Source organism: Bradyrhizobium sp. USDA 4341, assembly GCF_054063755.1.
Genome location: NZ_JBSSGO010000002.1, coordinates 8,032,933 through 8,045,694, shown reverse-complemented (window position 1 = coordinate 8,045,694; position 12,762 = coordinate 8,032,933). Strand labels below are relative to the sequence as shown.

General features: G+C 60.1%; 9 protein-coding genes. 1 reads left to right on the top strand and 8 read right to left on the bottom strand.

The genetic code is table 11. The features are described 5' to 3' along the window. Positions 1-695: 695 nt before the first annotated feature. The 3 genes from ACVIGB_RS43740 to ACVIGB_RS43730 form a co-directional block, all read right to left on the bottom strand. The gene (locus ACVIGB_RS43740; protein WP_456724656.1) at positions 696-1,619 is read right to left on the bottom strand and encodes a DUF2493 domain-containing protein; all 924 of its coding nucleotides are present in this window, start codon (positions 1,617-1,619) and stop codon (positions 696-698) included. A 376-nt stretch (positions 1,620-1,995) separates the two neighbouring features. Further along, the gene (locus ACVIGB_RS43735) at positions 1,996-3,057 is read right to left on the bottom strand and encodes a DUF7146 domain-containing protein (protein ID WP_456724657.1); all 1,062 of its coding nucleotides are present in this window, start codon (positions 3,055-3,057) and stop codon (positions 1,996-1,998) included. Between the two features lie 594 nt (positions 3,058-3,651). Further along, positions 3,652-4,845, bottom strand: a complete 1,194-nt coding sequence (locus ACVIGB_RS43730; RefSeq protein WP_456725283.1) for a DUF932 domain-containing protein — start codon at positions 4,843-4,845, stop codon at positions 3,652-3,654. 1,867 nt (positions 4,846-6,712) lie between these two features. On the opposite strand from ACVIGB_RS43730, the gene ACVIGB_RS43725 reads away from it, so the two are divergent. Beyond that, complete coding sequence (locus ACVIGB_RS43725; protein ID WP_456724658.1) at positions 6,713-6,997, top strand: hypothetical protein; 285 nt, start codon at positions 6,713-6,715, stop codon at positions 6,995-6,997. 220 nt (positions 6,998-7,217) lie between these two features. On the opposite strand, the gene ACVIGB_RS43720 is transcribed toward ACVIGB_RS43725, so the two are convergent. Genes ACVIGB_RS43720 through rtxC form a run of 5 tightly spaced genes read right to left on the bottom strand, consistent with a single transcriptional unit; the run spans position 7,218 to position 12,739 of the window. Further along, complete coding sequence (locus tag ACVIGB_RS43720; protein WP_456724659.1) at positions 7,218-8,552, bottom strand: glutamine synthetase family protein; 1,335 nt, start codon at positions 8,550-8,552, stop codon at positions 7,218-7,220. Further along, the gene (locus ACVIGB_RS43715) at positions 8,549-9,838 is read right to left on the bottom strand and encodes an ATP-grasp domain-containing protein (RefSeq protein ID WP_456724660.1); all 1,290 of its coding nucleotides are present in this window, start codon (positions 9,836-9,838) and stop codon (positions 8,549-8,551) included. Before ACVIGB_RS43715 ends, ACVIGB_RS43720 begins: the two co-directional genes overlap by 4 nt. Next, positions 9,835-10,857 (bottom strand): EamA family transporter, encoded by a 1,023-nt coding sequence (locus ACVIGB_RS43710; RefSeq protein WP_456749323.1) that lies wholly within the window; start codon positions 10,855-10,857, stop codon positions 9,835-9,837. Before ACVIGB_RS43710 ends, ACVIGB_RS43715 begins: the two co-directional genes overlap by 4 nt. Beyond that, positions 10,854-11,684: a gamma-glutamyl-gamma-aminobutyrate hydrolase family protein gene (locus tag ACVIGB_RS43705; protein WP_456724662.1), complete on the bottom strand. Its 831-nt coding sequence runs from the start codon at positions 11,682-11,684 to the stop codon at positions 10,854-10,856. The genes ACVIGB_RS43710 and ACVIGB_RS43705 overlap by 4 nt, the downstream gene beginning before the upstream one ends. After that, positions 11,681-12,739 carry a dhydrorhizobitoxine desaturase gene (gene rtxC, locus ACVIGB_RS43700; protein WP_456725284.1) on the bottom strand — a complete coding sequence of 353 codons (1,059 nt, stop codon included), beginning with the start codon at positions 12,737-12,739 and terminating at the stop codon, positions 11,681-11,683. The genes ACVIGB_RS43705 and rtxC overlap by 4 nt, the downstream gene beginning before the upstream one ends. Positions 12,740-12,762: the final 23 nt, after the last annotated feature.

Below are 12,762 nucleotides of genomic sequence, written 5' to 3'. Positions count from 1 at the left end.
CGCGGGCTGGATCGCAAGCTCAGGAGAAGACTTGGCAAATCTCGGTTGGGCTGCACAAGAGGTTGGAACGACTCGGCGAACAAAGAGAAACAACCTGCCGCAAAGGGCGATGTCGTGATGAGAGAACAATCGAGAACGACTCACCGTGCCAGGCGACGAGGTGGGTCCGGCCGAGATCCGCGCAGCCTGGTCGAAGCGCTCCGAAGGAGGCTCGCGATACCTCTCACTCCAGCCACTTGCCACCGTTCAATATACCGATCCTGCGCAACCTGTTCGATGAGGAAGGTGACGATGGATCATCATTCGCGCGTTGCGGCCATGAGAAAGGTTGAGACTGTTGCCCCACCAGTTCAGCCGGCTCCAACAGGCGGGTCTTCGCAAGCAGGAACAGTCACCTGCGTCCATGTCGCGCCGCCAACGCAAAACGCGTCAGCAGCCCGATCCGCGCAAGCGTGAGCACCAGGTGCGACGGAAAAGGCCAGGCCGCCTCCGACCGCCCTAAGGCCGCCCGGCATAACAAGCCAATGCGTGGTGTGGTAAGAACAAGACCAGGCACGAGCATGGTGACGGCTTCATTCGGATGGATTAGGAAGGCGTCTTCCACCACCGCCACAAGCCGCAACTTCGGAGCCAAAGCTGGACGCGCCGGAGTGCCAGGCGTCCAGCTCCTCTCGATAGTTTGGAAAAGACGGCGCTCACGCGCCGCCGAATTTCCAGACGGGGATGCCGAAACGCCTCGCCTTGTCGGCGAGGTTGTCCTGGATTCCCGTACCCGGAAAATGCATGACGCCGATCGGCAAGAGCTCGAGCATGGCATCATTGCGCTTGAAGGGTGCTGCCTTGGCGTGCTTCGTCCAGTCGGGCTTGAATGCGATCTGGGTCACCTTGCGGCTCGTCGCCCATTTGGAAGCGATCAGTTCGGCCCCCTTGGGTGAGCCGCCATGGAGCAGGACCATGTCGGGATGCTTGGCGTGAACCTTGTCGAGGCGATCCCAGATGAGGCGGTGGTCGTTGAAGTCGAGCCCACCGGTGAGTGCGATCTTCGGTCCTGACGGCAACATGACCTCGGTTTGGGAGCGGCGCTTGGCGGCGATGAAGTCGCGGGAGTCGATCATCGCTGCCGTGAGCGTGCGGTGGCTCACCAGCGAGCCCGACCGAGGACGCCAGGACGAGCCGGTGTGAACCTCAAACTGCTCCATCGCCTGGTCGCGGAAGAGTTCCAGGCAATTTCGGCGCTCGATCAGGGTGATGCCCTCCGCCGTCAGGCGCTCGAGCTCGACCGATCGCACCTCTGACCCATTCTGCTCCCGCTGGCTTTTGTGCTGCGCTTGTTCATTGTCGTCGAGCTGGCGTTCGATACGATCGACGGCCCGGTGGAACAGGTTGACGGTTGACCAGAGGAGTTCGCTGAGATCGGGTTCAAGCCGCGTATTGCTCAGCGTGGCGACCAGCACGTCGAACATATCGACGATGGTACCGGCGATCATCCGGCTCTCGGGAAGAGGTCTTGGATCTGGCTGGTCGTCGAAAGGGCGATAGCCGAAGAGCTGCAATTCGGTGAGGACGTGTTCGCTCGGAGACGGGGCATGCGTCGGTTCGATGTCGTCGTGGTCGGTCATCGCAAGAGATCCTTTTGGCGGAGCGGCCGCGCCCATCGCGGCCTTCGTGGCGATCACTCAGACGGCGGGCGGCACGGGCCAGAACCCGGAGCGGCTTGTCCGCCCAGGCCCGCAGGGCGTGGGCGGAAGCGAAGGGCCGAAGCGGCAGCGGAGGATGGCGAAGACCGGCTATTTTGCTTCGCGATGCAAAGCGCGCTCGCCAAATCGCGATCGTGTCTTCTCATTGCCTGCGCGCGGCGGAAAATGGCCGGACGCAGCCATTGCCGGCCCGGGCCGCTTGCCGTCCGATCGCCCGCTAGAAGGCCGAAGGTCGCGTCCTCTCAGCCAATTGGGTTCGGCTATGACCGATCTTTCGCCATCGGTCGAATTACCGCGACTACCCGGCCTCGATCGTGGACGAGCGCAGGAAGCGGGCGGCATCGTCAGGAACAAGTTGAAGCCGCAATGCTGCCCGGAGAACCTCAAGGCCGAAGACATGCAGATCTTCATTGTAGTCGCCGAGCCGAGGCGACAGCGAGATCGCTTCAACGCCGGCGTCCTCCGCGCGCCGGGTAAGGATGGCTTGTACGGCGTCTCCGGCGGCATCGGCGTCACGGGCGATATAGAGCCGACGCAAGCCAGCCGGCAGCAACATGGCTGAGAGATGATTGGCCGAAAGGGCAGCAGCCATCGGCAAGGTCGGCAGGACGCAGCGCAGCGACAGCATGGTCTCGATGCCCTCGCCGGCAGCGAGCACATCATCCACCAGGCCGAAACGAACAGCGTTACCGAGCAAGTCGCCCATGGCGCGCCGTGGGGTGTCGATGGGAGCCTTGCCGAGCCGGATGCGATCAAAGCCGTCCGGATCGAGCCAGGTGCGATGCACGCCGCATATCCGCCCATCAAGATTCGTGACGCTGGCTATCATCGCTGGCCATGTTTCCATCGGCAAATGCTCGTCCGGTCGATAGTAGCAACGTGGATGGAAGCGCAAGCTGCCGCTATGGTGGATACTGACTATTCCGCGACGCCGCAAATAAGCTTCGACCACCGTACCGTCGATGGAGCTGGACATTGCAAACAGGCGACGGGCGGCTTGCGGCGAACCGGCTCGCGCCGCTGGACCGTCGGCTTTCGGGGCGGCTTGCTGCTCGCAACGAGGTAGCGTTAGAAAGCGTCTCGCCTCCTCGGCCACCTTGCGAAAATCGCGTAAAGCCATACTTTCGCGGATGATGTCGAGCAGGTCCCCATGTTCTCCGGTGGCGGCATCGGTCCACTTTCCGGCGGGCCCCTTCGTCGATTCCTGGAGCCGCACGAACAACGAGCGTCCTGGCGTGTTGCGGACATCGCCAACCACCCAGTATCGTCCCACCCGCTTGCCATTGGACAGATAGTGTCGGCATACGCCCTCGGCCTCGCGTGCGAGGCGGCGTACCAATTCTGAGACATCAAAGACCATCACGCGCCCTCCCGCTCAACGAAAGGGCTCAAGTTGAATTTGCTTAAGAGGATGTCGCGCGACGGCGACAGCTTGATCTTCCAAACGGCGCTTGCCATGTCAGCTTCTCCGAACCAGGCGGCCGGGAGCCTCTCTCTCGGCCTCCAACCCGTTCGCGGACAAGCCTGTCCAGCTCTCGCTCTGGCTTTCGGCGGCAAATGGCGTTCGTTGGCGTGTGCCGCGCTATCGGAAAAAACCAGGTCGCGCCGTCACATGGCGGATCGGATGAAGCTCAAATGGCCGCCGGCGGTGGCAGAGGCGGTTATGTTGACTGCCCCTGAGCCAAGACGTTGGGGCGAACACGAAGCTGAACGCACGGAAGTGAGTTCGTGGCAGCGATTGTATGAATCAGCCGATCGTGTCGACGCGAGAAGCCAGAGATTCCGATGTAGTCGTCGCAATCCCATGCGCGGGTCTCGATTCCGCAAGAATTCTAAACTGACCGGACCTTTCAGTCCGCGATAGACATGACGGCGAGAGAGCAGCGCCCATCACCCCTGAACGTAAAGGGTAGGCGTACCAGGCCGGAGACCAGGATCTCCGGCCTGGCTGACATTACGCCGCCCGGTCGAGCAACTTCTTGGCCTTGGTCTCCATGTCCAGGCGGACATCTTGATGCGGCTTGTCACGCGCGACGGCGGTGATGCCCTGCACGAAGTCGAAGATGCTTTCAGGCGGGCGGCCCTCCTCCGCCAGCACCGCGTCTATCACCTTGCCTGTCTCGGCCTTGGAGAAGCCGCGGCGGCGCAAGAACTCGGTGCGATCCTCGTCACTGCGTGCCACGATTCGCTCGCGAGCGGCCTTGATGCCGTTGACGAAAGGCATGGGTGAGGAGTTGGCGAAGTTGGACAACGCTGGCGCTGCCTCGTGAGCAAATCGCGAGGCTGCGTATTTGGAATGGCGGATTGTGATCTCCTCGAAATCTTCCACGCCCCACAGATTGCGATTCTGGCAAACCGCACGAAGATAGAAGCTCGCCATGCCGAGGGTCTTCGCGCCGACTTCCGAGTTCCAACAATAGAAGCCTCGGAAATAGAGGTCGGGCGAGCCGTCACGAAGACGACCGGCTTCGATCGGATTCAGATCATCGACCAGAAAGATGAAAACGTCCCTGTCTGATGCATACAGGGTCGTCGTGGCCTTGGAAATGTCGACGCAGGGATTGTAGATGCCGCTCGACCAGTCGAGTACACCGGGCACCTTCCACCGTGTATCGCCTGTGCCATTGCCGGCGATGCGCTGTACGGCCTCGACCAGCTCGTGGTCGTAGATCCGGCCATAGTCGGGACCGGTGACGGCGCGAAGCTCGACACGGCTATCCTCGGTCTCGAGCGTTTTGATCTGCTCGAGGCGATTGGCGTTCAAGCCATATTGCAGGTTGATGGCTGCGAGTGACGCAGGGAGCTGCCGCAGGTAAGCGGCCGGAGCGCCCACCTGGCTTGCAAGCTGACCGAAGCTCCAATGCGTCGGCGCAACCGGGGTGTCGGAGCCGGGCAACATCAAGGCCAGCCGCTCAGGGTCGGCACGGCTTGCGTTGACATGGATCAGCGCGCTTTCGACCACGCGCGTCCGGCTGCGGTTCGCGCGATCGTGCACCGTGCGAGCCAGTTCATCGAGCGACAGGTAACGCTCATCCGCCGGGCGGGAAAACCACTCCGAGGACACCCGACCGACGCGCTCGCCGCGACTCACATCCACTCTGTATCCGCCGCTCGCAATGCGGCCGGCATCAACAATCTGCGTATTCATGGCAGCAATCTCCATGACGGGCGCCGGAAGACTCTCCTCCGACCCTCAACCCGTCATGGCCAAGGCCACCCCACTCTGCCTCTCCCTTTTTACGGCCGCCCCGAGGCCCAAGACATTCCGCGCCGCCGCAGCTCCCGTCAGGGATGGAAGCCCGAAGGGTGAAAACCCGGCGCAAGCCGGGGTTTCAGCGTGAGCCGACAGCCCGCTCCCGGAGGGAGACGGCAATGAACCCGGGACCTACGGTCCAGGGATGCTCACGGCGTGACGATGTTAGATTGCGACGGCGGAACATACCGACTACGGAAACGGCGAATGTCCCGTGACCCTCCTGGCCCCCGCACGACTGTATAGGCCACCCTATTGATCTCGATGGTCGTCTGTCGCTGGTCAAACTCGGTAGTGAGCCAGTGCTGACGCAACTGAAGAATCAGGGAAGCAGGGGCCGGTTGATCGCGATGGGCCCAGTTCGGGCCAACAACAGGGCCGAAGTCCAGATGCCCGGAGTCATTCATCGGCCCTGTTACTGCGTGATCCAGTTGCCGGTGATGGCGTGAAGGCTCGGCGGAAGACGAGGGTCCGGCGCCTTCTTGATTCTGAAAGCCGAGTTCGCGGAACGGTCCCACGACAGATGGCCCGACTTGCTGGCCGCGCTGCATCGTATACGTGGGCGACTTCCCGTACCATTGAGTCGTCGCTGCGTACTCTGTCTCGGGGCGGCACCGGTCGAGTCAACTCGAGGAGGGCGCGCTGGCGACGCAGGTTCTCCTCTGAAGCAGTGAAACCCGCGCTGTCGCTGGTATCATCTCGGCTCTCGATGAAGTTATCGAAACTGTCGACGGTGTCGTGTCGACGCCGCAGGTCCTGGGCCCCTTCATGACGCACAGGCTCGACGGGAAATGACGAGGCGGCCTGCTGACCCGGAGCGGTCGGTTCACAGGCGCTATCATGCCGCACAAAGCGACAATCGTCGGGCAACCCAAGCGCCAACCGCTCCGCCGATGCTCCCTGCCTGCCGACGTCCAACCGCGCAAGGCACCACTGCCGATATTCGTTAATATCCGCCCTCGGAGGCAATACCGCCCGAGCTATCTAAATGCCGTTGCGGTCGACGATCCCCGTAAGGCCGTCGGTAGGGCGGCTCTGCCACGGATTTCGCACAAAGCGAGGACCGCCGCGCAACGCAGACTCACGATAAGGACGAGTCAAGCGAGACTCCCGGCGACATTCAATCCCGGCCAGCACCGCACGAAACTCCTGCGACATACTGCCCAGCGAATTGTCGCCCGCATTCGATGATCCGAATCTTCGCGCCGCGACTGTTTGCTGGCGAAATCCGTTGGATCGGCTGATGGAAAGGCTTCCATACCTTGGATTTCTTCATTTTCGGTGATTGTTGGCATAGCGTGCAGACAAAGCTCGCTCGATAGAGTCCATACCTAATCTCCCGTTGAGAACCGCCAAAGCCGGCTTTCGGGGTGCGGTAGACTGCCAGCTTAGCTTACAGGATGCTGACAAGCTCGACGACAAAAGCGGTGCCTGCCGTTAGACGACTCCAGACGTGAGAACTTCAAAGCCGCCAGTCGCGCGCGTCTATCTCCCCGGCCGGGGACTCCGGCCACTTCAGCAGCGCAGATCTTGCACTCGTCCCTCCAGTCGTGAGCAGGGTACGACGATACGAATGTCGTATCGCCACAGGTAAGACAACAACTTCGCGAATTTACCCCAAATCTCCTAAACGATGACCACACAAGAGAGATTAGATGAAGCCGCGCTGCACGTACGCTTAACGCGACGCAAGCGGCGCAGGCGGGCGGCGCGGCGTCGAGCCAAAATCGCTCCGTCAAGCAACTCGATCCAGGAGACGTGAATGAAATTGGTGAAGACCTCTGTACTCGCATGCGGCCTTGCGGCTTTCCTTGCTTACCCAGTCATTGCGCAAAGCCTTGCCGCGGATGCCAAGGCTCGCAAAGGCGAAGGATCAAGCGTACAGAGCGGGATAAGCGATGATGAGGACTCGTCGCCTAAGCTCAGGGCCGCTGGCGCAAAAGCGGGCAGGAAGTCGGCCAAGGGCGCAAAGAATGCAGCCGACGGCAACGCGTCCGACAATGAGGCAGTTGACGACCCTGCGCCGATAAGCAGCAAGCGGCACTGACGCGAAGCCCTGTTGGGGTCAACCTCCGGTCGCGCCCTGCGGCCGGAGGTTCAGCGGACGCGCCGCAACATGGATAGCTAGATTGTGGTGGTCGCCTGCCTCCAGCAAGACGGCGAAAGAAGGAAGGGTCCAGGCGTGAACTTCCGCGGCTGTCCCGGACGGACGGCCAGGCCCTGACCAACCGCGGCGCAACGGCGGCAATCCTCAATAGTGCGAACAGCTAGATGATCTCGAAGTACCGCCGACGTTCAAAGTCAGTCACCCGATGTTGAACGGCCTCCCACTCCCAGCGCCGGGAGCAGGAAAAGGCCTCGACAAACCTTTCTCCGAACACATCATTGGCCGCCGGCGACTGTGCAAACCGATATGTTGCCTCTGCCAGGCTTTGAGGCAGCCTTCCGGAGCGAGGACACATTTCCATGCTTGCGTCACCGACGATCGAAGCCGGCAAGTCCGCATCGGTCTCGACGCCCAGCACACCCGAACCGATAGCACATGAGAGAGCGAGATATGGGTTCATGTCTGCACCAGCCAGCCTGTACTCGAGGCGATGTGAAGACGGCTCTCCCGGAATGGCCCGCACCGCGCAGGAGCGGTTGTCAATTCCCCAGCTTGGGCAGACCGGCGCCCAGTAGCCGGGGACCAATCTCTTGTAGCTATTGAAGTTCGGCGCGGCGAGGACACAGAACTCATTCATGTAATTCAGTTGTCCGCCGACAAATTGCCTCATGATCTTTGAGACGTTGCCAAACGCGTTACTATCGTAAAACGCATTCTGGCCGTCCGAGAACACCGAGATGTGAATATGGCCCGACTGGCCGGGCCAATCCTCACAAACCTTGGCCATGAATGTTGCCATCATGCCTTTCGTCTGCGCCCAGGCTTTTATCATTGCCTTGAAGATGATCGCTCGATCCGCAGCTTCCAGGGCATCACAATGATGAAGTGATGCTTCAATCACGCCCGGCCCTGTCTCGAAGTGCAAGCCGCTGAGAGGTATTCTGGCCTTCTCACAAAGCGCCAATATCTCGCCGAACAGCTCCTGGTGCGCGACAGAGCGCGCAATCGAGTAACCGAAAGGCCCTCGCGTGAACGGAGCCCATTGGCCGAACGGTTTGTCCTCAATTGTGTCGGCGTTCTCATTGAACAGCATGAACTCGAACTCGAACCCGGCCGTGCAGCCGTATCCGTGATCAGCTGCCCTTTTCAGGACTTTGCGCAGGATACCTCGCGGGCAGATGTCCTCATGTGCGCCCATAAACTCGGCAAGGTAGAGATCCTGATCGCCGAGATAAGACACCAAACGGCCGGTGCCAGACAGAACACGCAGATCGGCATCTCCGAATGCCGAGAGAGGCTTTTGCGTGAATCCTGCGGGAATGACCCGGTCCGCACAATCCCACGCCAGCACCGCTTCAGAGAACTTGACGATCTTGTCTCCATCCGAGAGATCTTCACCCAGGACGTGCTTACCTCGAAGGATACCGTCAAAGTCGCTTACGCCAATCATCGCCGCACGAGGCGAGTTCGTGCGCGCCACACGGATGTCGGTCATTCGCCGCCTTCCTGCGCCATCAGATCGAACACCTGATTCATCCGCAGCGCACGCAATTGGCGATAGTCATCCTCAAGCTGTACCAAGTCGTTATTGACGAGGTACACGATGCCTGGTGTGGACACCAGGTCGATCGTCGGGACCAGCTTTTGGCCTATGGGAACGAATGCGATGGCATCCGCGAAGCTCGAGAGATTACGGATTGCATTCAATCCGGAGTAACCGGCAACGACACCGCTCATATCGGAAATCAACGAGACGCACAGTGCATGAGCCTGTCGCTTGTAGGCCCCACGCAACCTCATACACTGTCCAAATTCCTTGGGATTTGCGTATCGCCAGGCCGTCAGCGACATATGATTGTTACCCAACGCCATGGTCCTGGCCTTTGCCGACATGGTTCCTTGCAGTCTCGCTCCGAAGTCGACCAAAACCGGTCCGCGATCATCGACGATGATCTCCGCATGCGCTGGTCCGTTCACGATCTGCAGCGCCTGCAACGCACGCACAAGATAATCGGACAGCTCCAGAACGATGGGCTCCCTGGATCCGAGCAACCACTCGCGTGAGCAGACCGACGATGCGCCCTCGACGGGAACGGTCTCATAAGTCCAGGCCTCGGTGATGAACGCTTCTCCATCGATCGAGACGGCATTTACGGTATATTGCTGACCGTTTATTTTCTCCTGTGCAAGCGCCAGTTCATTGAACGCTCCGACCCGGTTCGTCTTTCCGACGATGGCAGCCAGAGCGCGCTCGACATCCGCATCAGCCGAGCAGAAGAACACGTCCTCCGTGCCTGTGCTATTTAGTGGCTTGATCACGATCTCGTCGAAGTTCTCTTGACGTTTCCAGCTAGCGATCTCAACGGCATTGTCAGACACGACCTGCCTGATCGATCGCACGCCTGCTGCGGCCAACGCTTCGGACATCCGCGATTTATCACGCCGGGCGACTGACAGAGCCGTCCCATTCGAGGGCAGGCCCAGCCGTTCCGAGATGGAATCGGCGAGCTCAACTCCGGTCTCGGACCCCGCTATAACGAACTCCAGCTCCCTGCCGCGGAGCGCCTGAAGATGAAATTCAACGATCTCGTCGTGGGCCATGCATTCGTGGGGACGAATGATTTCATCATACAGGTCAGCGTCGAAATGCGACTGGAAGATGGCTGGGATCTGTGCAGCCGACATCACGTGCACCGTTCCAATTCCGTACCGCTTGAACTCTTCAGGTAGAAATCGGCCAGTCGAATATGCGTCGACGATTACACATTTGCGTTCGTTCATGCGGTCCTCCGATACTGCGAGTAAACGTTGCCGACAGCGACAATCGTGATGAGAACATTTCCAACGAACGTATGTAGCGAAGGCACGATGCGAGAATCGAAGTACTGGAACAGGAACGTGATGACAGGGGCGGTGGACAGCACCATGTTGACGGTGAAAGGCTCGACCCGTCGGATACCCTCCTGGATCAAGAGCAAAGGAACAATGATCGTGGATAGCCCGATCGCCGCGATCGCAGGCCAATGCTGCGAGATCTCAAGCACCATGGAGGAATAGTCGACCAGTCCCAGCAGCAGGAGAATCGTTCCATAGAACCGGTGCGCCAGCACCTGTCGGCCGGAAAATCCGTGGTCGAACAGCAGTTTGACCAGTATATTTGTAAGCGCCAGCGACAGGCCGGCCACGATTGCGAGGACGATGCCCAAGGCCGATCGAGGCCCCCACTGCACGCCCGCATTGCCGCTGACCGAGATCCAGATCATGTAGCCGCCAATCATCGCAATCGTGGCGCTCACGACGATGTCGGATGCTGGAGGGATACCCTTCCGCCTGATCAGCGCATTCAACCACACCGTTGCGGCGGGTCCTATCGCCACCATGAACGCGACGACGATCGCAGGCTCGGCGTATTTCAGGCCGACAAACAATCCTATCCAGCTGATCGCGGTCACGAGATTGAGCGACACAAAAGCGACGAGCGCTGGCTTCGTCACTCGTGCCTTGCCCGTCCCGTGACCAGCCAGCAGATTGAACGACAGACATACCGCAGCAAAGGACACCAACAGAGCGACGAACAGGTCTGCCTGCTGAAAATACGATGCCGCATACACCTCGCCGGCCGCGCTCAGGACGACGTAAAGCGCCACAAAGAGAACTCCCAGAGCGAAGCGGCTTGTCGATCGCCCGCCGTTGGTCCGAGGCTGCTGCGGCGCAGCGCGCACCCCGAACCATGCCCGCGCGTCGGTTCCGGTGAACTCCCCTTTGGATCTGGGCGGACCGCGTTTGGTTTGAAATGTCACTGTCCACCTCTCGTGCTTCTTTGTTCGGCGTACGCGAGACACGCCTCTCCGAACGCCGTGAATAGTCGCTTGCTCAGCAGATCGGTTGAGGCGTGCCATTCGGGGTGCCATTGCACGGCGATCTGCAGCGTCGGCGCGCCCACGACCGAAACCGCTTCGACCAGGCCGTCAGGCGCCCACGCCTCCCGTCTTAGCGCACTGGCCAGCACCTCTATGCCTTGATTGTGAAGGGAGTTGACCTGTGCTTCGACGGTGCGCGCGATCGGAAAGAGCGCACCGTCGGGACATACCCTGATGCTATGTGCGACATCGTACTGGCGATCTCTCGGGCGGTCTGTCTTCTCGGCATGCATCTGGCCACTTCCCAGACTCCACGCGCTAAGGGATGAGCGAAGCGTGCCGCCGAAATAGACGTTGAGCTCCTGCAAACCGCGGCAAATGCCCAGGATCGGCATTCCCTGCGCAATGGCGTTCCTGATCGCTGCCCCGGATAGCCTATCCCGGGGACGATCACGGATTCCATTCTCGATGTCTTGCTGATCAGGCCCTGGACAGGACGCAGGCGCCCTCAGAACGGCAGGATCGACGTTGGATTCGTCTCCTGTCAACACGAGCCCGTCGAGAGTCCGCATGAACGCCCGTGCGGTCTCAACGGGCGCATCTTCGGCGTCGATCGTCGGCAATATGACGCACGCCACGCCCGCATGATGAAGCAGGGCCTTGACGTACTTGCGCCGCAACCAATCGCGATGCACACCATCGACCAACAGACGGTTCGAGGTGATGCCGACCACGGCGCGGGCTTTGTCTGGCCGTTGCAACGTCACGCGGGTTGTCCGCTCGTGCTAGCACCGCGCATAGATTGCTCATACAGACGCCGGTTTCGCTCCTTTAACTGAGTGATGACGCTCGGCTGACCTTGCGGCCCCTTGACGAAGAGCCCTCCCCAGCTTGCGGCAACCTTTGCGTAAGCCGGATCCTGCATCCTGATTTTCTGGGCTTTGTGCAACAGCCAGAACGGGATGCCGGGCGAGAGGTGATGCTCGAGGTGATATTCATCCAGGTTTTGCCCAAGGATAGCCCGCTCCAGGAAATTCCCTTTGCGATTCCTTGTCAGATAGACGTTCTGCGTCTCGGTCTCGCACATCGGTGAGTGCTCGGCGAGTTCAACAAACCAGCCAAGCACCTGGAACGTGGTGAGATAGGGCACGATCCAGAACAGGATCACGATGTGGAGCAGCCCAAGGGCATATGATCCGCCCAGGATGCAGATCCAGAAGAGATAGAAGCCATATTTGTCGATAAGTATGCCTGAGCGGCTCTCGTCCTCGGCATCTCTAATCGAAAACCGGTTGGTCCAGAGATACTTCAGATACGCCACTGTCGCACCGCCAAATATCGGCTTCCAGATCAGGTTGAACGCGTATCGCTCAGGCGGCTGCACGTCGTAAACACCGTTGGCCAGGAAGAACTTCAGGTCAGGATCCTTGTCCGGGTCGCCGAGATATGGATGATGCAAATAGACGTGTGAGATCCGGTAGGCCCAGTGGCGCTGGAACAACGGATAGGCAGCGAACAGAATCCCAAGGACGTAGTTCCAGGTGGTGTTCTTCGCGAGCGTGCGGTGGGCCGCATCATGGGCGATCGTCGTCAATCCACGCTGGTAGGCGCCGATCAGAAGGACCGCGAGCGGATACAACCACCATGAGACCGACACGGTCGCGAGCGTGCACGCCGCGATCACGACGTAGTCTTTCGCGATATAGGCAGCACCCGTTATGTTATCGGGCCTCAACTCGGAGAGCTGCCTATTGATTTCGCGACTGAATGGAACGGCCTCATAGCGTGACGACCTCAGTTTCCAAGCTTCTGGCTGATTCATGAGAATCCCTTCCTGATCACTTT